This is a genomic window from Mycobacterium sp. ELW1 (assembly GCF_008329905.1).
Taxonomy (GTDB): domain Bacteria; phylum Actinomycetota; class Actinomycetes; order Mycobacteriales; family Mycobacteriaceae; genus Mycobacterium.
Genome location: NZ_CP032155.1, coordinates 5,921,640 through 5,946,055 on the forward strand (window position 1 = coordinate 5,921,640; position 24,416 = coordinate 5,946,055).

20 protein-coding genes, 1 tRNA gene and 1 pseudogene are annotated in these 24,416 nt (G+C 67.4%); 16 read left to right on the top strand and 6 right to left on the bottom strand.

The genetic code is table 11. The annotated features are described in order from the left end of the window. Positions 1-3: 3 nt before the first annotated feature. The 3 genes from epsC (at position 4) to D3H54_RS28485 (ending at position 2,990) form a co-directional block, all read left to right on the top strand. Positions 4-588: a serine O-acetyltransferase EpsC gene (gene epsC, locus D3H54_RS28475; RefSeq protein ID WP_149383031.1), complete on the top strand. Its 585-nt coding sequence runs from the start codon at positions 4-6 to the stop codon at positions 586-588. A gap of 88 nt (positions 589-676) precedes the next feature. After that, entirely contained in the window at positions 677-2,131 is a 1,455-nt protein-coding gene (locus D3H54_RS28480; RefSeq protein ID WP_149383032.1) for an APC family permease, read from the top strand. A gap of 34 nt (positions 2,132-2,165) precedes the next feature. Beyond that, positions 2,166-2,990: a crotonase/enoyl-CoA hydratase family protein gene (locus D3H54_RS28485; RefSeq protein WP_149383033.1), complete on the top strand. Its 825-nt coding sequence runs from the start codon at positions 2,166-2,168 to the stop codon at positions 2,988-2,990. Positions 2,991-2,993: 3 nt separating this feature from the next. Here the strand turns inward: D3H54_RS28485 and D3H54_RS28490 are convergent, their stop codons facing one another. The 3 genes from D3H54_RS28490 to D3H54_RS28500 form a co-directional block, all read right to left on the bottom strand. Continuing rightward, positions 2,994-3,284, bottom strand: a complete 291-nt coding sequence (locus D3H54_RS28490) for a hypothetical protein (RefSeq protein ID WP_168214997.1) — start codon at positions 3,282-3,284, stop codon at positions 2,994-2,996. A 222-nt stretch (positions 3,285-3,506) separates the two neighbouring features. Then, a tRNA-Ser gene (locus D3H54_RS28495) sits at positions 3,507-3,593 on the bottom strand. Between the two features lie 17 nt (positions 3,594-3,610). After that, the gene (locus D3H54_RS28500; protein ID WP_149383035.1) at positions 3,611-4,123 is read right to left on the bottom strand and encodes a MarR family winged helix-turn-helix transcriptional regulator; all 513 of its coding nucleotides are present in this window, start codon (positions 4,121-4,123) and stop codon (positions 3,611-3,613) included. Between the two features lie 64 nt (positions 4,124-4,187). On the opposite strand from D3H54_RS28500, the gene D3H54_RS28505 reads away from it, so the two are divergent. Beyond that, positions 4,188-5,171 carry an NAD(P)H-quinone oxidoreductase gene (locus tag D3H54_RS28505; RefSeq protein WP_149383036.1) on the top strand — a complete coding sequence of 328 codons (984 nt, stop codon included), beginning with the start codon at positions 4,188-4,190 and terminating at the stop codon, positions 5,169-5,171. Between the two features lie 12 nt (positions 5,172-5,183). On the opposite strand, the gene D3H54_RS28510 is transcribed toward D3H54_RS28505, so the two are convergent. After that, complete coding sequence (locus D3H54_RS28510; protein WP_149383037.1) at positions 5,184-6,380, bottom strand: cysteine desulfurase-like protein; 1,197 nt, start codon at positions 6,378-6,380, stop codon at positions 5,184-5,186. A gap of 109 nt (positions 6,381-6,489) precedes the next feature. Here D3H54_RS28510 and D3H54_RS28515 point away from each other — a divergent pair, with 109 nt between their 5' ends. Genes D3H54_RS28515 through D3H54_RS28540 form a run of 6 tightly spaced genes read left to right on the top strand, consistent with a single transcriptional unit; the run spans position 6,490 to position 13,043 of the window. After that, positions 6,490-8,472, top strand: a complete 1,983-nt coding sequence (locus tag D3H54_RS28515; RefSeq protein ID WP_149383038.1) for a DUF6541 family protein — start codon at positions 6,490-6,492, stop codon at positions 8,470-8,472. A 28-nt stretch (positions 8,473-8,500) separates the two neighbouring features. Beyond that, entirely contained in the window at positions 8,501-9,007 is a 507-nt protein-coding gene (locus D3H54_RS28520; protein WP_149383039.1) for a bacterial proteasome activator family protein, read from the top strand. Positions 9,008-9,018: 11 nt separating this feature from the next. Further along, entirely contained in the window at positions 9,019-9,843 is an 825-nt protein-coding gene (gene wzt / locus D3H54_RS28525; RefSeq protein ID WP_149383040.1) for a galactan export ABC transporter ATP-binding subunit Wzt/RfbE, read from the top strand. Continuing rightward, complete coding sequence (glfT1, locus tag D3H54_RS28530; protein WP_149383041.1) at positions 9,840-10,736, top strand: galactofuranosyltransferase GlfT1; 897 nt, start codon at positions 9,840-9,842, stop codon at positions 10,734-10,736. The genes wzt and glfT1 overlap by 4 nt, the downstream gene beginning before the upstream one ends. Continuing rightward, entirely contained in the window at positions 10,733-11,563 is an 831-nt protein-coding gene (gene wzm, locus D3H54_RS28535; protein ID WP_149383042.1) for a galactan export ABC transporter permease subunit Wzm/RfbD, read from the top strand. Before glfT1 ends, wzm begins: the two co-directional genes overlap by 4 nt. Before the next feature lie 34 nt (positions 11,564-11,597). Then, entirely contained in the window at positions 11,598-13,043 is a 1,446-nt protein-coding gene (locus tag D3H54_RS28540) for an HNH endonuclease signature motif containing protein (RefSeq protein ID WP_149383043.1), read from the top strand. On the opposite strand, the gene D3H54_RS28545 is transcribed toward D3H54_RS28540, so the two are convergent. Then, positions 13,040-13,474, bottom strand: a complete 435-nt coding sequence (locus D3H54_RS28545; protein ID WP_149383044.1) for a pyridoxamine 5'-phosphate oxidase family protein — start codon at positions 13,472-13,474, stop codon at positions 13,040-13,042. The two genes, D3H54_RS28540 and D3H54_RS28545, sit on opposite strands and share 4 nt — an antisense overlap. A 91-nt stretch (positions 13,475-13,565) precedes the next feature. Next, positions 13,566-14,189, bottom strand: coding sequence for an HD domain-containing protein (locus tag D3H54_RS28550; protein WP_149383045.1), 624 nt, complete (start codon positions 14,187-14,189; stop codon positions 13,566-13,568). A gap of 146 nt (positions 14,190-14,335) precedes the next feature. On the opposite strand from D3H54_RS28550, the gene D3H54_RS28555 reads away from it, so the two are divergent. The 6 genes and pseudogenes from D3H54_RS28555 to D3H54_RS28580 all read left to right on the top strand — a co-directional run. Beyond that, positions 14,336-14,701 (top strand): GtrA family protein, encoded by a 366-nt coding sequence (locus D3H54_RS28555; RefSeq protein ID WP_149383804.1) that lies wholly within the window; start codon positions 14,336-14,338, stop codon positions 14,699-14,701. A 27-nt stretch (positions 14,702-14,728) separates the two neighbouring features. After that, entirely contained in the window at positions 14,729-16,129 is a 1,401-nt protein-coding gene (gene dprE1 / locus D3H54_RS28560) for a decaprenylphosphoryl-beta-D-ribose oxidase (protein ID WP_149383046.1), read from the top strand. 19 nt (positions 16,130-16,148) lie between these two features. Further along, positions 16,149-16,928 carry a decaprenylphospho-beta-D-erythro-pentofuranosid-2-ulose 2-reductase gene (gene dprE2, locus D3H54_RS28565; RefSeq protein WP_149383047.1) on the top strand — a complete coding sequence of 260 codons (780 nt, stop codon included), beginning with the start codon at positions 16,149-16,151 and terminating at the stop codon, positions 16,926-16,928. A 44-nt stretch (positions 16,929-16,972) separates the two neighbouring features. Then, positions 16,973-18,784, top strand: a complete 1,812-nt coding sequence (locus tag D3H54_RS28570) for a galactan 5-O-arabinofuranosyltransferase (protein ID WP_149383805.1) — start codon at positions 16,973-16,975, stop codon at positions 18,782-18,784. Between the two features lie 2 nt (positions 18,785-18,786). Next, the gene (locus D3H54_RS28575; protein ID WP_149383048.1) at positions 18,787-22,026 is read left to right on the top strand and encodes an arabinosyltransferase domain-containing protein; all 3,240 of its coding nucleotides are present in this window, start codon (positions 18,787-18,789) and stop codon (positions 22,024-22,026) included. A gap of 76 nt (positions 22,027-22,102) precedes the next feature. Beyond that, positions 22,103-24,399, top strand: a pseudogene (locus tag D3H54_RS28580) (arabinosyltransferase domain-containing protein); the annotation flags it as partial. Positions 24,400-24,416 lie beyond the last annotated feature (17 nt).

The window sequence follows — 24,416 nt, forward strand, 5'->3', positions numbered from 1 at the left end:
TTCATGGGCCTGCTGTCGACACTGCGCGAAGACCTGAGCAACGCGCGCGGCCACGATCCGGCTGCGCGCGGCGACGTCGAGAACGCGTTGGTCTACTCCGGCCTGCACGCCATCTGGTCCTATCGGCTGGCGCACCGGCTGTGGGCCAGGCCGGCGCTGCGCGGTCCGGCTCGGGTGCTGTCGCAGCTGACCCGGTTCGCCACCGGCATCGAAATCCACCCCGGTGCCACCATCGGCCGCCGGTTCTTCATCGACCACGGAATGGGCGTCGTGATCGGCGAGACCGCCGAGATCGGCGAGGACGTGATGCTCTATCACGGCGTGACGCTCGGTGGCCGCTCCCTGGAACAGGGCAAACGCCACCCCACCCTCGGCAACCGAGTGGTCGTGGGCGCCGGGGCAAAGATATTGGGCCCCTTGATGATTGGCGATGACAGCGCGATAGGCGCGAATGCCGTGGTCACCCACGACGTGCCGGCGGACTCGATAGCCACCGGCATCCCTGCCGTCGTACGGCCGCGCACCGAACAGCAGCGCGAACAGCTGGTGGACCCGACGTCCTACATCGACCCCGCGATGTACATCTGAGCGGTATCGAATCCGACTGATCCGAAGTGTCTGATCCTGCCCGTCTCGGGATTAGCGTCTGCAGGCGCGAATCCAGCGAAAGGGCATCATGGCGAACCGAATTGAACAGGGCACTGCCCGGGATGCTGTAGACACGTCCGACGGCGTCTCACACCGCAAACTTCGAGGCACGCTGGGCGTGTGGGGCATCGTCTTCGTGGTGGTGGCCGCAGCGTCTCCGCTCGGCGTCATGGGCGGCCCGGTGCCACTGGGCATCGCCAACGGCAACGGCGTCGGGTTCCCCGCCATCTTCGTGGTCAGCACGCTGATCATCCTGCTGTTCGCGGTCGGATTCACCGCGCTGACACCGTATGTGCCGGATGCGGGCGCCTTCTACTCCTACATCGGTAAGGGCCTCGGCCGGGTGACGGGCTTCGGTTTCGCGTTCGTCGCGCTGATCTCGTACCTCACCCTGGAGATCGCCGTCTACGGCCTGATCGGCCAAGGCGCACAGGCGTTGTTCACCTCCTATGGACTGCCCAATATTCATTGGGGCATATGGGCTTTCGTCGCATTCGCGATTGTGACGGCGCTCGGCCACTTCAATATCGACCTGTCCCGCAACGTCCTCGGGGTCCTGCTGATCGGCGAGGTGGCGATCGTGCTGGCGCTCGATGCCGCCGTCGTCTTCAGCGGCGGCCAGGAAGGCTTGTCCACCGGGATTGTGACGCCGTCTGAAATCCTTTCGGGCGCACCGGGTATCGCGTTGCTGTTCGCGATCCTGAGCTTCATCGGCTTCGAGGCCACCGCCGTGTTCCGTGACGAGGCCCGCGAGCCGCTGCGCACCATCCCGAAGGCCACCTATCTGGCGGTCGTCCTGATCGGGGTGTTCTACACCGTCTCGACGTGGGCATTGATCAGCGCGGTGGGCGACAGCAAGGCCGTCGAGAAGGCGCAGGCCGACCCGTCGGCCCTGCTGCCCAACGCAACTGAGCAGTACCTCGGCACGGCTGGGCTGCACATCGTCCAGGTGCTGTTCGTCACCAGCCTGTTCGCCTGCATCCTGTCGTTCCACAACATCGTGGCCCGCTACGTGTTCACGCTGTCCAACCGCCGGGTGTTCCCCAACCGACTCGGGCAGCCGCACGCCGCCCACGGCTCCCCGCACATCGCCTCCGGAGTCGACGCGATCGTCGTGGCAGTGGCCATCGTCGTGGCCATCCTGTTCGGCCTCGACCCGGTCACGCAGTTCTACACATGGCTGGCAGGCATCTCCACGGTCGGCATCACCATCTTGCTCATCGCGACCACCGTGGCCGTGCTCGCCTTCTTCATCCGGCGCAAGCGGGCCGGCCAGCTCGAGGTGTCGACCTGGCGCGCGTTCGTGGCACCCGGCCTGGGCCTGCTCGGTCTGCTGATCTCGTTCGCGCTGATCCTGCAGAACCTGCCCGGCCTGGTCGGCGACTCGACGCCCATCGCGGTCGGCGTCGTCGCGCTGCTGGTCGCATTCTTCGCCCTGGGCGCCGGCATCGCCGCACGCCGACCGCACGTGACCCTGGAGTAACGCAGGCTGCGGCAGGCGTCGTAGCCTTCAGAGCATGAGCCAGCAGTATGAATCCCTCACCGTCGAGGTCAAGGACCACGTTGCCCAGGTCACGCTGATCGGCCCGGGCAAAGGAAATGCCATGGGTCCGGCGTTCTGGGCAGAGATGCCGGTGGCCTTCGGCGAGCTCGATGCCGATCCCGACGTGCGGGCGATCGTGCTGACCGGCTCCGGCCGCAACTTCAGCTACGGCCTGGACCTGGTCGCGATGGGCGACACCATCGGCGGTGCGATGTCCGGAGAGGTCTCGGCCCGGCCTCGCGTCGAGTTCCACGGCAAGCTCAAGCGCATGCAGCAGTCGATCACCGCGGTGGCCGACTGCCGCACCCCGACGATCGCGGCCATCCACGGCTGGTGCATCGGTGGCGGCGTCGACCTGATCAGTGCGGTGGACCTCCGCTACGCCAGCGCCGACGCCAAGTTCTCGGTACGCGAGGTCAAGCTGTCCATCGTTGCCGACGTGGGCAGCCTGGCCCGGCTGCCGTACATCCTGTCCGACGGACATCTTCGCGAATTGGCGTTGACAGGCAAGGACATTGACGCCGCACGCGCCGAGAAGATCGGTCTGGTCAACGACGTCTACCCGGACCCCGAGGCCACGCTGGCCGCGGCACACGAGACCGCCGCCGAGATCGCGGCGAACTCGCCGCTGGTGGTGCACGGCATCAAGGACGTCCTCGACGAGCAGCGCACCGCCGCCGTGGCGGCTAGCCTGCGCTACGTCGCGGCCTGGAATTCGGCGTTCCTGCCGTCCAAGGACCTCAACGAGGGCATTGCGGCGATGTTCGCCAAACGGAAGCCGGAGTTCACCGGCGAATAGCGGTTACTTGCCGGCTTTGATGGCCGGTACCGCTTTGGTGACCTCGAGTGCCGTCGGCTCGTCGGTGGGCTGCGTCGTCGTGGTCGCACCCACGTTCATGGCGGCGACGGCGGGCGAGGAGTAGGCGGGGAACTTGGTCTCGTCGCCGGAGTCGGCCATATGGGTCAGCGATGCAGGGGCCGGGTGGGTGAGCCCGAACAGGCCGAGGACCGCGATGGCACCGCCGCCGACGACAGTACCCAGCAACCTCTTATCCAGAGCCAAGCTTTTCCGAAGCTTTCGAGGGGAGGACATGTTGACCAGCACCTTTCGCGATGTTTCGGACCGACGCCACCTAACCGGGCCGTTCCACAAGAAGGGTCCGGCTACCATTTGGCGCCTTACATCCTTTGTATGCCCGTCCACCGCTGGAATGCACGCGTCCCAAGCTGATCCACAGAAGTCCTGATCCCGCCCCACAGGTCACCAAGGGCGAAATGCCAGGAGTCAGATGGGCGTCAACCGGCGCCCACGCAGCGGTGGCGGAGGGATTTGAACCCCCGGACGGTGTTAGCCGTCTCTCGCTTTCAAGGCGAGTGCATTAGGCCGCTCTGCCACGCCACCGCCGACAAGACTAGCGGTTAGACGCGGCCGACCCTCGTCGAGTTGCCGCCGTCCTTCAACGCCGCGCTGATCCGGCGGCAGTTCTCCCCCATCGCCGCCATCTGCGGACGCGACAACGGAGTCAGGAAGTTCTCCCGGACCCCCTTGGCGTAGGTCAGCATCGCGTCTTCGACGACCTCACGGCCGAGATCGGTGATGCTCGCCAGGACTCCGCGACCGTCGTCAGGGCTCGCCTCACGACGCACCAGCCCCGCGGTCTCCAGCCGGCGAATCTGGCGTGTCACCCGACTCGGCAACGACATCAGTTGTTCGGCCAGATCACCCATCCGAGCCGCGCCGGTCTCCGAGTTGTCCAGGATTTCCAATAGACGAACGTCGACCAAGCTCAACTTGTGCTTGTCGACGAGCCCCCGATTCAGTGTTCCGTACAGCCGCAGTGCAGCGTCGAGGAAGTTCTGCCAAGATCTCTGCTCGGCTATATCCAACCCCGGCATCTCACTAGCGGTCCGCCCCGCAATCATCCCTCCCATTGCGCAATCGTAAGCGACACAGCGCTGTACGAGGCCGAAATGACCCGGGAGTAACCTGACGCCCATGTTGGCCATCGTCGCTGAATCGTCCGACCGCCTGACCTGGCGCGAAGTGCCTGATGTGTCGCCCGGCCAGGGCGAAGTTCTGATCCGGGTGAACACCGCGGGTGTCAACCGTGCCGACCTCCTGCAAGCGGCCGGGAACTATCCGCCACCCCCGGGAGCCAGCAACATCCTTGGTCTCGAAGTGTCCGGCGTCATTGCGAACGTGGGCGACGGCGTGACGGGATGGACTGTCGGACAAGACGTTTGCGCACTGTTGGCCGGAGGCGGTTACGCCGAGTACGTCGCGGTGCCCGCCGGCCAGGTCATGCCCGTTCCCCTCGGGGTCTCGCTGCCCGACGCGGCCGCGCTGCCGGAGGTCGCGTGCACGGTGTGGTCCAACATCGCCATGACCGCGCAGCTGGCCGACGGCGAACTGTTGCTCATCCACGGTGGCGCAAGCGGGATCGGCACCCACGCCATCCAGGTAGCCACCGCCCTCGGCAATCGAGTGGCCGTGACGGCGGGTTCGCGCTCGAAGCTCGATCTGTGCCGCGAACTGGGGGCCGAAGTCCTAATCCCTTACCGCGACGAGGATTTCGTCGCGCGCGTCAATAACGCGACCGACGGCCGCGGGGCGGACGTCATCCTCGACATCATGGGTGCGGCATACCTGGATCGCAACCTCGACGCGTTGGCACCGGACGGCCGGATGACCATCATCGGAATGCAGGGTGGCATCAAAGCCGAATTCAACATCGCCAAGGCGGTCGCCAAGCGGCTGCACGTGATCGGTACCTCCTTGCGCGGCCGGCCCATCGACGGTCCGCACGGAAAGAAGGCCATCGTCGACGCGGTGGTGTCCTCGGTCTGGCCGATGATCGCCGACGGCAGAGTCAGGCCCATCATCGGTGCCCGGTTCCCCATCACCGAGGCCGCCGAAGCGCACCGGGTGCTGGCCGCCGGAGAGACGTTCGGGAAAGTGTTGCTGACCGTCAACGAGTGACGTGGGCCGGATTCAGCCGAGTGACGCGAGCGCCCGCACCAGCTGATCGACTTCGGCCATCGTCGAGTAGTGCGCCAACCCGACGGTCACCGCACCTCCGATGTCGTTGACGCCGATCAGGTCGAGCACCCGGGAGTTGGCGTTGCACACGGCCAGAATTCCGTTGTCCGCCAGCCGCTGGACCACCCGCTCCGCAGGCACCCCGGTCACTGCGAAACTGACGACCGGAATGTGCGCCTCCGGCCGGCCGATCACCATCACCAGGGGCAGCGATCGCAGCGAGCCCATCAAATAGTCGAAGAGTCCGTTGAGATACGAACCCGCGGATTGCATTGAGAGCGCCAGTCTTTCGCGCCGACTGCCGCGCGCCGACTCATCCAGCCCGGCCAGATATTCGATGCTCGCGACCACTCCGGCCAGCAGACCGTACTGGTGGCCGCCGAGTTCGAGCCGTTCCGGCCCGCTGGCGTACGGGTTCATCGACACCGACCCGAAGCTGTCGATGAGCGACGGGTTGCGGAACACCAGCGCGCCGATCGGCGGCCCGCCCCACGCCGGTGCGTTGAGCGCGACGACGTCGGCTTCGGTCTCGCCGAGATCCATCAGCTGATACGGCGCCGCGGCCGAATGGTCGACGACCACCAGCCCGCTGACGTCGTGCACGAGTTTGGTGACGGCACTCACGTCGGTGATCGTGCCCAGGGTCGAGGATGCCGACGTCATGGCCACCAATCGGGTGGGCGGGGTGATCAGGCTCTCCCACTGCCACGGCGGCAGCTCACCGGTCTCGATGTCGACTTCGGCCCACTTGACCTTGGCTCCATACCGGTTGGCCGCACGCAGCCACGGCGCGATGTTGGCCTCGTCGTCGAGCCGGCTGACCACCACCTCGTAGCCGATCCCGGCCCGCGAGGAGGACGCATCGGCCAGCGACGTCAGCAGGATCGACCGATCGGCGCCGAGGACCACCCCGCTCGGATCGCCGTTGACCAGGTCGGCCACCGCCTGGCGGGCGGCGTCCAGAACAGCGACGCTGCGCCGGGCCGCCGGATGCGGGCTGGCCGTGTTGGGCACCGAACCCCGGAACGCCGTCGAGACCGTGGTGGCCACCGACTCGGGGATCAGCATCCCGGCCTGGGCGTCGAAGCGCATCCACCCGTCGCCCAATGCTGGGTGCAGACCACGCACCCGGGCGACGTCGTATGCCATGAGCCCACCTTAGAGCGTCGGTGATTGCGCTATTGAGACAGCGATGGCGCCTGCGGCCCTCGCCGATGGGCGATAAGGGCAGGTTCACCTGGCCAGCCATACTAGTCCAGTGAGCTTCGGGTTCGGAGTCCTGATCGCGGTCTTGTTGCTGATCCTGCCGGGTGCGGTGGTGGCGCTGGCCGGGCGGCTGCGCTGGTACGTCGCACTCGGCGTGGGGCCGGTGCTGACGTACGGCGTTGTGGGCCTGGCCATCATCCCGTTCGGTGCGATCGGCATCGGCTGGAACACCTGGACGGCGCTGCTGGCACTGGCCATCGTGACGGCCGCCGTGTTCGGTTTGCGGATTCTGCTCGCCCGGTATCGCGCCGCCGACCCGACCGCCGACGAGGTGTCGCTGTGGCCCGCGCTGACGGTGGCCGCCGGGGTGATCCTCGGCGCACTGTTGATCGGCATCGCGGCCTGGCGAGGGATGCCCTACTGGCAGTCCATCCCGAGCAACTGGGACTCCGTCTGGCACGCCAACACCATCCGCTGGATCCTCGACACCGGCCAGGCGTCGTCCACGCACATGGGCGAACTGCGCAACGTCGAAACCCATGCGCAGCTGTATTACCCCTCGGTCTTCCACGCGCTGGGTGCCGTGCTGGCCCAGCTGACCGGCGCAGCCCCGACCACCGCGTACACGCTCAGTTCGCTGTCCGCCGCGGTGTGGCTGTTCCCGCTCAGCGCAGGCCTGTTGACCTGGCAGCTGCTCCGCTCCCGCGGCACCTCGCAGTGGCGCACCGCCGGTGCGGCGGCCACCGCGGCCGCGCTGTCCGCGTCGTTCACCTCGGTGCCCTACGTCGAGTTCGACACCGCCTCGATGCCGAACATGGCGGCCTACGGCACCGCCATACCCGCGTTCGTGCTGATCGCATCGTCCCTGCGGAATCGCGACCGCATCCCGTTGGCGGTGATCGCGCTGGTGGGGGTCTTCTCGGTGCACATCACCGGCGGTGTCGTGGTGGTCACATTCGTGGTGGCGTGGTGGCTGCTGGACGCGCTGTGGCGGCCGGTACTGGGCCGAGCACGCGACTTCATCACCCTGGTGGTCATCGCCGTGCCCACCCTGGCGGTCCTGCTACCGCAGTTCCTCGGCGTGCTGCAGCAGGCCGAGGTCATCGCCGGGCACGCGTTCCTGACCCATCAGGGCCGCAAACGGACACTGTTCAACGCGATCGTCCAGCACACCCGGCACCTGAACGACTACCCGATCCAGAACGTCATCGTCGCGCTGGCCGGTGCCGGCTTCGTCCTGCTGCTGACCAAGCGGATCTGGTGGCCGGCGGCGGTCTGGTTGGTGCTGATCGTGTCGATCGTGCATTCCGGCGCGCCATTCGGCGGCCCGCTCGGCACGATCATCGGCAAGTACAGCGATCTGTTCTACAGCGACCCCCGCCGGCTGTCCGCCGTGGTGACGCTGCTGCTGACGCCGATGGCCGGGATCGCGCTGTACTCGCTGGTGTTGATCCTGGTGGCCGGCGCCCGCCGGTTGACCCGACGCTGGGCCGCCGCCCGCGAGCCCGACCGCGGCTTCTGGATCGGCGCCACCGCGGTGCTGCTGGTGGCCGTCAGCGTCGGCCTGGCCTGGCATTACTTCCCGCGCCACCGCTACCTGATGGGCGAGAAGTACGACCGGGTGATCATCGACGACAAGGATCTGCAGGCGATGGCCTATCTGGCGACCCTGCCCGGGGCCCGGGACACCGTGATCGGCGACGCGAACGTCGACGGCACCGCCTGGATGTACGCGGTGGCCGGCCTGCACCCGCTGTGGACGCATTACGACTACCCGGTGCAGCAGGGGCCGGGCTACCACCGGTTCATCTTCTGGGCCTACGCCGACGACGCGGACCACGATCCGCGGATCGCCGAGGCGGTGAAGGCGCTGAACATCCGCTATGTGTTGACGAGCGCACCGGTGGTTCGCGGGTTCGTCATGCCCGACGGACTAGTGTCACTAGACAAGTCCAAGTCGTGGGCGAAGATCTACGACAACGGCGAGGCCCGCATCTACGAATGGCGCGGATCTGTTCCGCAGGACACCAAGTAACAATGGGCGACGAGGGAATGCTCACTCCATGACGACGAACACAGACGACGACAACATCGAGATCATCACCGGTGCCGACGGGGGCGACGCCGACGCCGACGGTCGCTCCGTGACCGACCTGGTGGAGCAGCCGGCCAAGGTGATGCGCATCGGCACGATGATCAAGCAGCTGCTCGAAGAGGTGCGCGCCGCACCGCTGGACGACGCCAGCCGCAGCCGGCTGCGCGAGATCCACGCGACCTCGATCCGCGAACTCGAAGACGGCTTGGCCCCGGAGCTGCGCGAAGAGCTCGAGCGGCTCGCCTTGCCGTTCACCGACGACAGCATCCCGTCCGATGCCGAGCTGCGCATCGCCCAGGCTCAGCTGGTTGGCTGGCTGGAGGGCCTGTTCCACGGAATCCAGACCGCGCTGTTCGCCCAGCAGATGGCGGCGCGCGCGCAGCTGGAGCACATGCGCCAGGGAGCCCTGCCGCCCGGCATCGCACAGCCCGGCCCGCCCGGAGTCCCCGGTCACGGCACCGGGCAGTACCTCTAGCCGAGACCCCGGTGCCTGCCGACGACCCCTACATCGAAACCCGCGACGCCTGGGTTGAGTTTCCGATCTTCGACGCCAAGACGCGGTCGCTGAAAAAGACCTTCCTCGGCGCCGCCGGCGGCGCTATCGGGCGCAACACCGAGAACGTCGTCGTGATCGAGGCGCTGCGGGACATCACGTTGTCGCTGAAGATGGGCGACCGCGTCGGCCTCGTCGGCCACAACGGCGCGGGCAAATCCACGCTGCTGCGGTTGCTGTCCGGGATCTACGAACCGACCCGCGGGTCGGCCACGGTCCGCGGGCGCGTCGCGCCGGTGTTCGACCTCGGCGTCGGGATGGATCCGGAGATCTCCGGCTTCGAGAACATCATCATCCGCGGGCTGTTCCTGGGGCAGACCCGCAAGCAGATGATGGCCAAGGTCGACGAGATCGCCGAGTTCACCGAACTCGGCGAATACCTGTCGATGCCGCTGCGCACCTACTCCACCGGCATGCGGGTGCGACTGGCCATGGGCGTGGTCACCAGCATCGATCCCGAGATCCTGCTGCTCGATGAGGGCATCGGCGCGGTCGACGCAGACTTCCTGAAGAAGGCTCAGACCCGGCTGCAACGTCTGGTCGAGCGGTCCGGAATCCTGGTGTTCGCCAGCCATTCCAACGAATTCCTTGCGCGGCTGTGCAAGACCGCGATGTGGATCGACCACGGCACCATCAAGATGTCCGGCGGCATCGAAGACGTCGTGCGAGCGTACGAGGGCGAGGACGCGGCCCGGCATGTGCGGGAAGTGTTGGTCGAGCACAAGTCCGATTGGTCCGACGGGGTCGCCACCCCGTGACCGACCTGGTGTGCGCCGTCGTCGTCACTCACCGCCGCCTCGACGAACTCGCCAAATCGCTGGGTGTGTTGACCACCCAGACCCGGATGGTCGACCATCTGATCGTCGTCGACAACGACAACGACGAGCGGGTGCGCGACCTCGTCGCCGGACAGCCCGTGCCGACCACCTATCTGGGATCCCGCCGAAACCTCGGTGGCGCAGGAGGATTCGCGTTCGGCATGCTGCACGCACTGTCGTTGGGTGCGGACTGGGTGTGGCTGGCCGACGACGACGGCCGGCCCAAGGACTCCGCGGTGCTGGCGACGCTACTGGACTGCGCCGCGCGCCATCAGCTGGCCGAGGTGTCGCCGATGGTGTGCGATCTCGACGACCCGGATCGGCTCGCCTTCCCCTTGCGGCGTGGCCTGGTGTGGCGGCGCCGTGTCTCGGAGCTGGGCTCGGAATCGGGTGGCGACGACCTGCTGCCAGGCATAGCGTCGCTGTTCAATGGGGCGCTTTTTCGGGCGCAGACGCTGGAAGCTGTTGGCATACCTGATATTCGGCTCTTCATCCGCGGCGACGAGGTCGACATGCACCGCAGGCTGGTGCTCTCAGGTCTGCCGTTCGGCACCTGCCTGAAGACCAGCTACCTGCACCCTCAGGGCAGCGACGAGTTCAAGCCGATCCTCGGCGGGAAGATGCACACCCAATATCCGGACGACCCGACTAAGCGGTTCTTCACCTATCGCAACCGCGGTTATCTGCAGGCACAGCGCGGTATGCGCAAGCTGGTGCCGCAGGAGTGGGTGCGGTTCGGCTGGTTTTTCTTGGTCCAGCGCCGCGATCCGAACGGCTTCGCCGAATGGATTCGGTTGCGGCGCTTGGGTAGGCAGGAAAGGTTCACCAGATGACGATCGTCGACGCCGCCGCGCAGTCGAAGACCTTCACCCGCGCGTGGGGTGACCTGCTCGACGGGTTCCGCAAGCGCGAACTGTGGCTGCACCTCGGCTGGCAGGACATCAAGCAGAAGTACCGCCGCTCGGTGCTCGGCCCGTTCTGGATCACGATCGCGACAGGTACCACCGCGGTCGCGATGGGCGGGTTGTACTCACAGCTGTTCCACCTCAAGCTGTCCGAGCATCTGCCGTATGTGACGCTCGGCCTGATCATCTGGAACATGATCAACGCCGCGATCCTCGAGGGCGCCGATGTGTTCATCGCCAACGAAGGGTTGATCAAACAGCTGCCGACGCCGCTGAGCGTGCACGTCTACCGGCTGGTGTGGCGGCAGATGATCCTGTTCGGGCACAACATCGTGATCTATGTGGTGATCGCGATGATCTTCCCGAAACCGTGGTCCTGGGCCGACCTGTCGGCGATCCCGGCGCTGCTGCTGATCATGCTGAACTGCGTGTGGGTGTCGTTCTGCTTCGGCATCCTGGCGACCCGCTACCGCGACATCGGCCCGCTGCTGTTCTCGATCGTGCAACTGCTGTTCTTCATGACGCCGATCATCTGGAACGACAACACTCTGCAGCAGCAGGGCGCCGGCCGCTGGGCCAAGATCATCGAACTCAACCCGCTGCTGCACTACCTCGACATCCTGCGCGCGCCTCTGCTGGGCGCCGACCAGCACCTGCGGCACTGGGCGGTCGTGATCGGGCTGACGATCCTCGGCTGGCTGCTGGCGGCGTTCGCACTGCGGCAGTACCGCGCCCGGGTGCCGTACTGGGTCTAACTGCTTGTCGGGGGCCGATGGCATAATCGAACACATGTTCGACACCAGGTCCGCTGGCGATGCGGCGGTGGTGGAGGCCATCGTCGACTTCGCGCGAGCCGAGAACCAGGACGCGGCGCGACGCCTGGCCTGGATCGGGGAGCTGGTGGCGCGGCGCTGCGCTGATGACGAGCGAGCCCACTGGGCCTGCGACGAATGGGACTCCGCGGTAGCCGAGGTGTCGGCGGCGCTCGGGACCACGTCGGGTCGGGCTTCGGGCGAGATGCTGATGGCGATGTCGCTGCGGCATCGGCTGCCTCGGGTGGCCGAGCTCTTCCTGGCGGGCGCGTTGAGTTACCGGGTGTGTGCGGCGATCACCGATCGCACCGATTTGATCCGAGACCGGGTCGCGTTGCGGTTGGTGGACAAGGCGATCGCCGAGGACGCGACAACCTGGGGTGCGCTGTCGACACTGAAGCTGCAACGCGCTATCGACTCCTGGGTGGATCGCTATGACCCGGGCGCGGTGCGCCAGGTGCGCTCACGATCACGCGAACGTGACGTCGTGATCACCGTTGACGCCGGGGCCGGGACGGCCGACATCTACGGGCGACTCTCCGCCACCGACGGTGAGATCGTGCGACGCCGGTTGACCCGGATCGCATATTCGGTGTGCGAGGACGATCCGCGCACCATCGCCCAGCGCCGCGCTGACGCCATGGGTGTGCTGGGCGCCGGCGGAGATCGGCTGGCCTGCCTGTGCGGCAACCCGGACTGCCCCGCCGCCGGCGAGGACGACCGGGCTGCCTGCGTGGTGGTGCACGTGCTCGCCGACGCCGATGTGATTGACGCCGAACCGGATCCGGGGATGCACGGCGAAAAACCCGATACCGACCCCGAACCGCGGCGGGCGGCCAGCGCAGTGCTGACCGGTAACCGGGGCATTGTGCCCGCCCCACTGCTGGCCGAACTCGTCCGCGCCGGGGCGGCGGTGCGTCATCTGCGCCGCCCCAAGGACGAGCCCGAACCCCAGTACCGGCCGTCGACCGCCCTCGATGAATGGGTTCGGCTGCGCGACATGACCTGCCGGTTCCCGAATTGCGATGTGCCCGCCGAGTACTGCGACGTCGACCACACCATCGCCTGGCCGTTCGGACCCACCCACCCGTCGAACCTTGCGTGCATGTGCCGAAAACACCACTTGCTCAAGACTTTTTGGGCCGGCTGGTCAGATCGTCAACACCCCGACGGCACCATCGACTGGACCTCACCCACCGGGCACACCTACACCACCCGCCCCGGCTGCCGGCTTCTCATGCCCACCTGGAACACCACCACCGCCACCCTGCCACCGCCGAAAGGCGAACCCCCACCCACCATCGGCATCATGATGCCCACCCGACGACAAACACGGGCCACCCAACGCGCCCACCGCATCACAACCGAACGCACACTCAACGACGCCCGCGTCGCCGAACGCAACCGGCCGCCACCGTTCTAGCCGGGGTAGGACCCCCGGTCGGGCTCCGGCCCGAAGACAAAGCGCCTGCCGGACACCTCATTCGGGGTGATGCGCACGAACCGCAGCTTCTCGGTGGCGACCCAGGGCAGCAGCTGCGCGCTCTCGGCTTCGTGGATGTCGTCGGCCGCGGTCAGCACCTGCGCGGTGCCGCGGATGATGACGCTCCAGCCCTCCGAGACGGTGTGGTCGTCGACTTCGAAGAGCACCTTGTCGTTCATCACCGTGCTGAAAAGCTTGGTGCCCTCGGCGGTCCGGAACAGCACCGTGTGGTTCTGCGTCACGAAGTTGACCGGGAAGATCTCCAGCTGATCGCCGATCTGCGTGACCAGGCGCCCCAGCGCAGCGCTCTTCAGGCGATCCCAACTCTCGTGGTCGCTGAGTACCACGATCGGATCCTGTTCGACTGTCATGGGCAGATCTTCCGCCGCGGACCACGCCCGGCCATAGGGTCGAACGGCCTTCGGTGAAGGTCGGGCGTCACTACCAGTGCCGATGCCCGGCTCAACCCGTCAACGTCGCCAGTTCGGCCCGCAGATTGCCCTGGGCCAATGTCTCCCACTCGCGGCGGGCGTACTCGGTGCGGAAAACGCCCGGCCCGCCCAGCAGTGCCACCAGCACCTGCACCCGGCCCCGACGGAAGACCTCGGTGGGGACATGGCTGTATTCGGCCTGAATCGCCGCGGTGTTGCGCTCGTAGCGGTCCCTCGGCACCGCCAACGCCGCCAGGTCGGCATCGGAGAGCACCTCGCCGTTGTGGTCGCCCGGCGCGGGATCGTGCGTGATCGTCAGCCGAATCAGCCGGGCCACCTCGTCGACCAGCTGCGGCTGCACGCCCAGGCGGGACAGGTCCTGCTCGGCGAGCTGGGCGCTACGTTCCTCGTCGTCGGGTAGCCCGGCGTAGACCGCGTCGTGGTACCAGGCCGCGAGCCGCACAGCGTCCGGGTCGTCGGCGAATCCGGCCAGCTCCTCGACATGGCGGAGGATGTCCCGCAGGTGCTCGACGGAGTGGTAGCGGCGGTGCGCTTCGGACCAGGACGCCACCAGGTCGCGGCCCACCTCAGCCACGGCCGGGTCGTCGGTATACCGGGACAGCAGTGCGGCCCACGCCTCAACCAGATCCTGCACACCACCATGGTGCACTCACCGGCGGGCAGGAGCGAAGCGACCCGGGGAATCGGACCGGCGGGCAGGAGCGAAGCGACCCGGGTGATCAGTAAGCTTCCGGCGTGGCCGAATCAGCCCCGACGGCGTCCCTGAGCCTCAAGACCCAGATGGTGCGCTTCATCGTCACCGGCGGGCTGTCGGCCGTTGTCGACTTCGGGCTGTACGTGCTGTTCCTCAAGCTCGGCCTGCAGGTCAATGTCGCCAAGACGCTGAGCTTCATCGCCGGCACCACCACGGCCTACCTGATCAACCGCCGGTGGACCTTCCAGGCGCCGCCGAGCACCGCCCGCTTCGTCGCGGTGGTCGTCCTCTACGCCCTCACTTATGCGGTGCAGGTGGGCATCAATTACCTGTTCTATCTGAAGTTCGCCGGCCATTCCTGGCAGGTGCCGGTGGCCTTCGTCATCGCGCAGGGCACCGCCACAGTCATCAACTTCGTGGTGCAGCGAGCAGTGATATTCCGGTTGAAGTAATGGGGCCGGGTAACCTTTGGCACTGATATGGCTACCGCACTTCCCCTCACGCCGCGTTCCCTGACCGGATTCGGCCGAACTGCGCCGAGCGTGGCACAGGTGCTCTCCACTCCCGACGTGGAGGTGATCGCCGACGCCGTCCGGCAGGTCGCCGACGCTGATTCCGCCAGCCCGTCGTACCTGCGCCGCGGCATCGTGGCGCGCGGGCTGGGCCGTTCGTATGGAGACCAGGCCTGCAACGGCGGCGGAATCATCGTCGACATGACCCGGCTGAATCGGATTCACTCGCTGTCCGCCGACACCGCGGTGGCCGATGTGGATGCCGGGGTGAGCCTGGATCAGCTGATGAAGGCCGCGCTGCCGTTCGGCCTGTGGGTGCCGGTCCTTCCGGGCACCCGTCAGGTCACCGTGGGCGGCGCCATCGGATCTGACATCCACGGCAAAAATCACCACAGCGCAGGCAGTTTCGGCAACCACGTGCTGTCGCTGGACCTGCTGATGGCCGACGGCGAAGTGCACACCCTGACGCCGGACGGCCCCGAAAGCGCGCTGTTCTGGGCCACGGTCGGCGGAAATGGCTTGACGGGCATCGTGATTCGCGCACGAATCGCGATGACCCGGACCGAGACCGCGTATTTCATCGCCGACGGCGTGAGTACCGCAAACCTGGACGAGACCATCGCCGTGCATCTGGACGGCAGCGAGGACAAGTACACCTACTCGAGCGCGTGGTTCGACCTGATCAGTCCGCCGCCCAAACTGGGCCGGGCCGCGGTCAGCCGGGGCAGCCTGGCCAAGCTGGACCAGTTGCCCGCGAAGCTCGCCAAAGATCCGCTGAAGTTCGACGCGCCGCAGCTGTTGACGGTGCCCGACATCTTCCCGATCAGCGCCATGAACAAGCTGTCGTTCAGCGCGATCGGCGAGGTGTACTACCGCCTGGGTGGCACCTACCAGGGCAAGATCATGAACCTGTCGCAGTTCTACCACATGCTCGACCTGGTCAGCGGCTGGAACAATGCTTATGGCCCAGCAGGTTTCGCGCAGCATCAATTCCTCGTTCCACCGGACGCCCTGGACGAGTTCAAGGACATCATCCGGTGGATCCAGACCAGCGGGCACTACTCGGCCCTCAACGTCTTCAAGCTGTTCGGCCCCGGCAACAAGGCACCGCTCAGCTTCCCGATGGCGGGCTGGAACGTCGCGATGGATTTCCCGATGAAGGCCGGAGTGAACGAGTTTCTCAACGAACTCGACAGCCGTGCAATGGAATTCGGCGGCCGGGTCTACACCGCGAAGGACTCGCGCGTCAGCGCGGAGAATTTCCACAAGATGTATCCACGGATCGACGAGTGGATTGCACTGCGCCGCAAGGCCGATCCGGACGGCGTGTTCGCCTCCGACATGGCCCGCCGACTCGAACTGCTGTAGAAAGGCATCCCCCACAGACATGATCGACGCCACTGGCAATCCGCAAACCATCCTGCTGCTGGGCGGAACCTCCGAGATCGGCCTCGCCATCTGCAAGCGCTACCTGCGCAACGCCAAGGCCCGCATCATCCTGGCCGATCTGCCGAACGCCCCCAAGCGTGACGCCGCCATCGCCCAGCTGGAGGCCGCAGGCGCCAGCTCGGTCGAGTACCTCGACTTCGATGCACTGGACACCAAGAGCCACCCGGATGTCATCGAAAAGGCCTGGGCCAATGGCGATGTCGACGTGGCGATTGTCGCGTTCGGCATCCTCGGCGACGCCGAGGAGCTCTGGCAGAATCAGTCGAAGGCGGTCCTGAGCGCCCAGATCAACTACACCGCGGCGGTCTCGGTGGGGGTGCTGATCGGTGAGAAGATGCGCGCCCAGGGTTTCGGTCAGATCATCGCGATGTCCTCGGTGGCCGGGGAACGGGTACGCCGCAACAACTTCGTCTACGGATCCACCAAGGCCGGTCTGGACGGCTTCTACCTCGGCCTCGGAGAGGCCTTGCAAGAGCACGGGGTTCACGTCCTCGTCATCCGCCCCGGCCAAGTGCGCACCACCACGACGCTGGAGCACTGGAAGGCCACCGGCGCCAAGGAAGCACCGTTCACGGTGAACGCCGAAGATGTCGCCGAACTGGCCGTCACCTCCGCGGCCAAGGGCAAAACCCTGGTGTGGGCGCCCGGGCAGGTGCGGGTGCTGATGTCGGTGATCCGACACATCCCGCGCCCCATTTTCCGCAAGCTGCCGATTTAGCAGGCCGCCCGGTGTCCAAGGGCGCGCTGGCCACCGTGGGCCAGATGGTTGCGGCAGTCGTTGCAGCCGTGGCCGTTTCGACCATTGCGCTGATCGCGATCTCGCGGGTGCAGTGGCCGGCCTTCCCGTCGTCGAACCAACTTCACGCGCTGACCACCGTCGGGCAGGTGGGCTGCCTGATCCTGCTGCTGGGCACGGGATTCCTCTGGCGCAGGGGATATGAGTGGGTCGCCCGGATGGCCGCGGCGGCGTTCCTGGCGGCGTTCACGGTGGTCACCCTCGGCATGCCACTGGGCGCGACCCGCCTCTATCTGTTCGGCATCTCCGTCGACCAACAGTTCCGCACCGAGTACCTGACCCGGCTCACGCAGAGCCCGGCACTGCACGACATGACCTATATCGGTCTGCCACCGTTCTATCCGCCAGGCTGGTTCTGGCTGGGCGGCCGCATCGCCGCCCTGACCGGAACTCCGGGCTGGGAGATGCTGAAGCCGTGGGCCATCGTCTCGATCGCGATCGCCGTCGTGCTCGCGATGACGTTGTGGTCGGCCATGATTCGGTTCGAGTACGCACTGATCGTCACCGTTGCCACCACCGCGGTGACCTTGGCCTACAGCTCGCCCGAGCCCTACGCCGCGATCATCACCGTCCTCATCCCGCCGGTCCTGGTGCTCGCGTGGTCGGGACTGCGCGGCAAGACCCGGGCCGGTGGATGGGCCGCCGTCGTCGGCGTCGGGGTGTTCCTCGGCGTCTCGGCGACTTTCTACACCCTGCTCGTCGGCTACACCGCGTTCACGGTCGTGGTGATGGGTCTGATCGTGGCGATCGCGCGACGCACCGCCGAACCGCTGCTGCGACTCCTGGTCGCCGGCGTCATCGCACTGGCCATCGCCGCGATCACCTGGCTGCCGTTCCTGCTGCACGCCGTCCGGCATCCGCTCAGCGACACCGGCAGCGCCCAGCACTACCTGCCCGCCGACGGCGCGGTCCTCACCTTCCCGATGCTGCAGTTCTCGCTGCTGGGCGCGCTGTGCATGCTCGGCACGCTCTGGCTGGTGTGGCGGGCCCGCTCGTCCACGAGAGCAGCCGCACTCGGGATCGGAGTGCTGACCGTCTACGGCTGGTCGATGCTGTCGATGCTCACCACGCTGGTCGGCACCACCTTGCTGTCGTTCCGGTTGCAGCCCACCCTCACCGTCCTGCTGTCGGCCGCCGGGGTGTTCGGGTTCATCGACGTGACTCTGGCGCTGGCCACTCGCACCAACCGCAAGGTCATCGGAGCCGCCGCGGCCATCGGGCTGATCGGGGCCGTCGGCTTCAGCCAGGACATCCCCGACGTGCTGCGCCCCGATCTGACCGTCGCCTACACCGACACCGACGGCTACGGCCAGCGCGGCGACCGCCGACCCCCCGGGGCCGAGAAGTACTACGCCGAAGTCGACGCCGCCATCGCAAAGATCACCGGCCGGCCCCGCCAGGAGACCGTCGTGCTGACCGCCGACTACAGCTTCCTGTCCTACTACCCGTACTACGGGTTCCAGGGGCTGACGTCGCACTACGCCAACCCGCTCGCCGAGTTCGACAAGCGCGCGGCGGCCATCGAATCCTGGGCCGAGTTGAAGAGCGCCGACCAGCTGGCCCACGCGCTCGACACCCTGCCGTGGCAGCCGCCCACGGTGTTCCTGATGCGCCGTGGCGCCAATGACACCTACACCTTGCGGCTGGCCGAGGACGTCTACCCGAACCAGCCCAATGTGCGGCGCTACACCGTCGACTTCGACGTCAGCCTGTTCAGCGGACCGCACTTCACCGTCAAGACGATCGGGCCCTTCGTAGTGGCCATCCGGAATCCGTAGCGATGGCCGTCTCGGACCGCCAATTAATATCTAGCTCCGTGAACGAGACGCGGGCGAAGTATCGGACCGCCCGTCTTGTCGCTGTCATCGCAGGTCTGTTGGGCGCCGGGCTGGCGATCCTCACGCCGCTGCTGCCGGTCGAGCAAACCACCGCAGAGCTGAATTGGCCGCAGAATGGGGTGCTGAACAGCGTCACCGCGCCGCTGATCAGCTACGTGGCAACCGATTTGACCATCGACGTGCCGTGTCGCGCGGCCGCCGGGCTGAACAGTCCCGACAAGACGGTGCTGCTGTCGACGGTCCCCAAGCAGGCACCCAAGGCCGTCGACCGCGGGATGTTGATCCAACGCGCCAACAACGACCTCGTCGTCGTGGTCCGCAACACCCCCGTCGTCGTCGCGCCGATGAGCCAGGTGCTCAGCCCGGCGTGCCAGAAGCTGACGTTCACCGCGCACGCCGACCGGGTGACCGCCGAGTTCGTCGGCCTCACCCAGGGCGCCGACAGCAATGCTCCCGGCAAGCCGCTCACAGGCGAGCGCAGCGGCTATGACTTCCGGCCCCAGATCGTCGGCATCTTCACCGATCTATCCGGACCGGCACCGCCCGGGCTGAGTGTTCACGCCACCATCGACACCCGGTACAGCAGCGCCCCGACCGCGCTGAAGATGGCGGCGATGGTGCTCGGCGTGGTGCTGACGATCGTCGCCCTCGGCGCGCTGCACGTGATGGACCGCGCCGACGGTGTCCGGCAGCGACGGTTCCTGCCGTCACGCTGGTGGTCGGTCACCCCACTGGACGGATTGGTTCTCACCGTCCTGGTCTGGTGGCACTTCGTCGGCGCCAACACCTCCGACGACGGCTACATCCTGACCATGGCCCGGGTATCCGAGCACGCCGGCTACATGGCCAACTACTACCGCTGGTTCGGCACGCCGGAAGCACCGTTCGGCTGGTATTACGACCTGCTGGCACTGTGGGCGCACGTCTCGACATCGAGCGTGTGGATGCGGCTGCCGACCCTCGGCATGGCCCTGGTGTGCTGGTGGCTGATCAGCCGCGAGGTGATCCCCCGACTCGGTCACGCCGTCAAGACCAGCCGCGCCGCCGTCTGGACCGCGGCCGGCATGTTCCTGGCGTTCTGGCTGCCGCTGAACAACGGCCTGCGCCCCGAGCCGATCATCGCGCTGGGCATCCTGCTGACCTGGTGCTCGGTCGAGCGTGGGGTGGCCACCAGCCGGCTGCTTCCGGTCGCGTTCGCCTGCATCATCGGGGCGCTGACGCTGTTCTCCGGCCCGACCGGAATCGCGTCGATCGGCGCGCTGCTGGTGGCGATCGGCCCGCTGCGCACGATCCTGCATCGACGGTCCCGGCAGTTCGGACTGCTGCCCCTGCTCGCACCGATCCTGGCCGCCGGGACAGTCACGCTCATCCTGATCTTCCGGGACCAGACCCTGGTCGGCGAGGTGCAGGCCAACGCGCTCAAGTCGGCCGTCGGCCCCAGCCTGAGCTGGTTCGACGAACACATCCGCTACGAGCGGTTGTTCATGGCCAGCCCCGATGGTTCGGTATCGCGACGGTTCGCGGTGCTGGCCCTGCTCGTCGCGCTGGCGGTGTCGGTGGCGATGATCCTGCGTCGCGGGCACATCCCCGGAACCGCCGCCGGCCCCAGCAGGCGGATCATCGGGATCACGATCATCTCGTTCCTGGCGATGATGTTCACCCCGACGAAGTGGACGCACCACTTCGGGGTGTTCGCCGGGCTGGCCGGTTCGCTGGGTGCGCTGGCCGCGGTCGCGGTCACCGCGCATGTGTTGCGATCCCGAAGAAACCGGGCGATCTTCGCCGCCGCGGTCCTGTTCGTCACCGCTCTGTCGTTCGCCAGTGTCAACGGCTGGTGGTACGTCTCGAACTTCGGCGTGCCGTGGTCGAACCAGTTCCCCGAATGGCACTTCGGCTTCACCACGATGCTGCTCGGGCTGACGGTGCTCGCCCTACTCGTAGCCGCCTGGTTCCACTTCTCCGGCCGTGACACCGGCGGCCCCGTGCGCACCCGGTGGTGGTCGCGCTTCGTCGGCTCGCCGCTGGCCACGATGGCCTGGCTGTTGGTGGTCTTCGAGGTGCTGTCGCTGACGCTGGGAATGACCGAGCAGTGGCCGGCGTGGTCGGTCGGCCGCTCGAACCTGCAGGCGGTGACCGGCAAGACCTGCGGGCTGGCCGACGATGTCCTGGTCGAGGAGGACCCGAACGCCGGGACGCTGGCCCCGATCGTCGGAGTGTCGGTGGGCGACGCGCTCGCCGCGACGACGGCCCAGGGCTTCACTCCCGACGGCATCCCCGCCGACGTCTCGGCCGACCCGGTGCTGGAGCCGCCCGGCGGCGGCAGCTTCGTCGACAGCGACGGCATGGTCACCAGCAGCGAGGCCGGCACCGAAGGCGGCACCACCGTGGCGGCCGGGGTCAACGGCTCCCGGGCCCGGCTGCCCTACGGCCTCGACCCGGCCCGCACCCCGGTGATGGGCAGCTGGCGCGCCGGTGTGCAACAACCGGCGGTGCTGCGCTCGGCCTGGTACCAGCTGCCCGCCGACTGGGCCGCTTCCCCGCTGCTGGTCGTCGCGGCCGCCGGACGGTTCGACCAGGACGAGGTCCAGGTGCAGTGGGCGACCGACCAACAGGCCGCCGAAGGCAAGTCGGGCGGCACCGTGCTGTTCGGCGACGTCGGCGCCGCACCGGCGTGGCGCAACCTGCGCGCCCCGCTGGCGGCGATCCCGCGCGACGCCACCCACATCCGCCTCGTCGCCACCGACGACGACCTCTCTCCTCAGCACTGGATCGCCATCACGCCACCGCGCATCCCGAAGCTGCGCAGCCTGCAGGACGTAGTCGGATCGCAGGATCCGGTACTGCTGGATTGGCTTGTCGGACTGGCATTCCCGTGCCAACGGCCGTTCGCCCACCAATACGGCGTCATCGAACCGCCGAAGTGGCGGATCCTGCCGGACCGGTTCGGCGCCGAAGCCAACTCGCCGGTGATGGACAACATCGGCGGCGGCCCGCTCGGCATCAGTGAGCTGCTGTACCGCGCGGTCACAGTCCCGAGCTATCTGCGCAACGACTGGTTCCGCGACTGGGGCGCCCTGCAGCGGCTCAACCCGTTCTATCCCGACGCCCAGCCAGCGCGTCTGGATCTCGGCACCGCCACCCGAAGCGGGCTGTGGAGCCCGGCTCCGCTGCGACCTACCTAACATTCGGCTCTCGATTCGCGGTGACGCCCGCAGGCCTTCCGAACCGACACACCTTCGTCGCCTACCATCGAGCCTCGTGCCAAGCGACAGAGCCGACTCCACCCGGATCGCCCGGCTCTTAGCTGTCGTAGCCGGCATCCTCGGTGTGCTGCTGTGCGGCGTCGTGCCGCTGCTGCCCGTCACACAGACCACCGCCAGCATCCAGTGGCCGCAGGCGCCCGGCCCCGACGGCCTGGTCAGCGACATCACCGCGCCGCTGGTGTCGGGTGCACCGCAGTCTCTCGAGGTGTCGATCCCCTGCCAGGTCATCGCCACGCTGCCCGCCGAAGGTGGCCTGGTCTTCTCGACGATTCCGCCGGCCGGCATCGACTCCAGCCGCAACGGGCTGTTCGTGCGGGCCAACGCCGCCACCGTCGTCGTCGCCTTCCGTGACACCGTCGCCGCAGTGGCCCCGCGCCCGGCCATCGCGGCGGGCGGCTGCAGCGAGCTGCGCATCTGGGCCGGCCCCGGCGGCGTCGGCGCCGATTTCGTCGGTATCCCCGGCGCCACCGGAACCCTCGCCCCGGAGAAGAAGCCCCAGATCGCCGGCATCTTCACGGACCTCAAGGTCGCTTCACAGCCGGGGTTGAGCGCCCATATCGACATCGACACCCGGTTCATCACCAGCCCCAGCCCGCTCAAGATCGCGGTGATGGTGCTCGGCATCGCCTGCGTGGTGGCGTCGATCGTTGCGCTGGGCGTGCTCGACCGGCGGGCAGGAGCGAAGCGACTCGGGGATATCAGGAGTCGGTCCGGGCGTCGGGTACGCGGCGCCTGGCGGCACCTGCTCACAGCCCGCGCCGCCACCTGGGTGGCCGATATCGGGGTGATCGGCGGGTTGCTGCTCTGGCATGTCGTCGGCGCCATCTCCTCCGACGACGGCTACAACCTCACCATCGCGCGGGTGTCCGGCGAGGCCGGCTACACCGCCAACTACTTCCGCTACTTCGGGGCCACCGAGGCGCCCTTCGACTGGTACCAGTCGGTCCTCGCCCACCTCGCCGCGATCAGCACCGCCGGTGTGTGGATGCGTCTGCCCGCCACCATCGCCGGGATCGGCACCTGGCTCATCCTGAGCCGCTGTGTGCTGCCCCGACTGGGCAGGCGGCTGTCGCTCAACCGGGTCACCGTATGGACCGCGGGCGCAGTCTTCCTCGCCGCGTGGCTGCCGTTCAACAACGGACTGCGACCCGAACCGCTGATCGCGTTCGGCGTACTGGCGGCGTGGATCCTGGTGGAGAACGCCATCGCCACCCGCCGGCTGGTTCCGGCAGCGCTGGCGATCGTGGTCGCGGTGTTCAGCGTGACGCTCGCCCCGCAAGGCCTGATAGCGATCGCGCCGCTGCTCGTCGGCGCGCGCGCCGTCGCCCGGGTAATCAAGGCCCGGCGCGGCACCGACGGTCTGCTGGCGCCGCTGGCCGCACTCGCCGCGTCCCTGTCGGTCATCTTCGTCGTCGTCTTCCGCGACCAGACCCTGGCCGCTGTCGCCGAATCCGCCCGCATCAAGTACGTCGTCGGCCCGACGATCGCCTGGTACCAGGACTTCCTGCGCTACTACTTCCTGACCGTCGAAGACAACTCGGAAAGCTCACTGACCCGCCGGTTCGCGGTCCTGGTGATGATGCTGTGCCTGTTCGGCATGCTGGCGGTGCTGCTGCGCCGCGGCCATGTCCCCGGGGTGGCGGGCGGTCCGGTGTGGCGGCTGCTCGGCAGCACCGCGATCGGCCTGCTGCTGCTGCACTTCACCCCGACCAAGTGGGCCGTGCAGTTCGGTGCGTTCGCCGGGCTGGCCGGGGCGCTGGGCGCGGTCACCGCGTTCGCCTTCGCCCGCGTCGGCCTGCACAATCGACGCAACCTCGCCCTCTACGTCACCGCCCTGCTGTTCGTGCTGGCGTGGGCGACCTCGGGCACCAACGGCTGGTTCTACGTCGGCAACTACGGTGTGCCCTGGTTCGACCGTCAACCGGTGATCGCCCACCAGCCCGTGACGACGATGTTCCTCGGCCTGGCGATCCTGTCCGGCCTGACCGCCGGTTGGTTGCACTTCCGGATGGACTACGCCGGGCACACCGAGGTGAAGAACACCGGCCGCAACCGGGCTCTGGCGTCGACTCCACTGCTGGTCTTCGCGATCATCATGGTGCTGCTCGAGGTCGGCTCGATGACCAAGGCCTTCGTGCAACGCTATCCGGCCTACACAACCGCCGCCGCCAATCTATCCGCGCTGAAGTCGGGCCTGTCCGACGCGAGCTGCGCGATGGCCGACGACGTTCTGGTCGAGGCGGACCCGAATGCCGGTATGTTGCAACCGGTTCCGGGCCAGAAGTGGGGCCAGTACGGGCCGCTCGGCG

Excerpts from the sequence above, each read along its gene's own strand:
- wzm (WP_149383042.1), top strand. The coding sequence starts at position 10,733 with ATGACGATCGTCGACGCCGCCGCGCAGTCGAAGACCTTCACCCGCGCG.
- D3H54_RS28490 (WP_168214997.1), bottom strand. The coding sequence starts at position 3,284 with ATGTCCTCCCCTCGAAAGCTTCGGAAAAGCTTGGCTCTGGATAAGAGG.
- D3H54_RS28480 (WP_149383032.1), top strand. The coding sequence starts at position 677 with ATGGCGAACCGAATTGAACAGGGCACTGCCCGGGATGCTGTAGACACG.
- D3H54_RS28510 (WP_149383037.1), bottom strand. The coding sequence starts at position 6,380 with ATGGCATACGACGTCGCCCGGGTGCGTGGTCTGCACCCAGCATTGGGC.
- D3H54_RS28570 (WP_149383805.1), top strand. The coding sequence starts at position 16,973 with ATGGTTGCGGCAGTCGTTGCAGCCGTGGCCGTTTCGACCATTGCGCTG.
- D3H54_RS28545 (WP_149383044.1), bottom strand. The coding sequence starts at position 13,474 with ATGACAGTCGAACAGGATCCGATCGTGGTACTCAGCGACCACGAGAGT.
- D3H54_RS28575 (WP_149383048.1), top strand. The coding sequence starts at position 18,787 with ATGGCCGTCTCGGACCGCCAATTAATATCTAGCTCCGTGAACGAGACG.
- epsC (WP_149383031.1), top strand. The coding sequence starts at position 4 with ATGGGCCTGCTGTCGACACTGCGCGAAGACCTGAGCAACGCGCGCGGC.
- D3H54_RS28505 (WP_149383036.1), top strand. The coding sequence starts at position 4,188 with ATGTTGGCCATCGTCGCTGAATCGTCCGACCGCCTGACCTGGCGCGAA.
- D3H54_RS28500 (WP_149383035.1), bottom strand. The coding sequence starts at position 4,123 with ATGGGAGGGATGATTGCGGGGCGGACCGCTAGTGAGATGCCGGGGTTG.
- dprE2 (WP_149383047.1), top strand. The coding sequence starts at position 16,149 with ATGATCGACGCCACTGGCAATCCGCAAACCATCCTGCTGCTGGGCGGA.
- dprE1 (WP_149383046.1), top strand. The coding sequence starts at position 14,729 with ATGGCTACCGCACTTCCCCTCACGCCGCGTTCCCTGACCGGATTCGGC.
- D3H54_RS28540 (WP_149383043.1), top strand. The coding sequence starts at position 11,598 with ATGTTCGACACCAGGTCCGCTGGCGATGCGGCGGTGGTGGAGGCCATC.
- D3H54_RS28555 (WP_149383804.1), top strand. The coding sequence starts at position 14,336 with ATGGTGCGCTTCATCGTCACCGGCGGGCTGTCGGCCGTTGTCGACTTC.
- D3H54_RS28520 (WP_149383039.1), top strand. The coding sequence starts at position 8,501 with ATGACGACGAACACAGACGACGACAACATCGAGATCATCACCGGTGCC.
- D3H54_RS28485 (WP_149383033.1), top strand. The coding sequence starts at position 2,166 with ATGAGCCAGCAGTATGAATCCCTCACCGTCGAGGTCAAGGACCACGTT.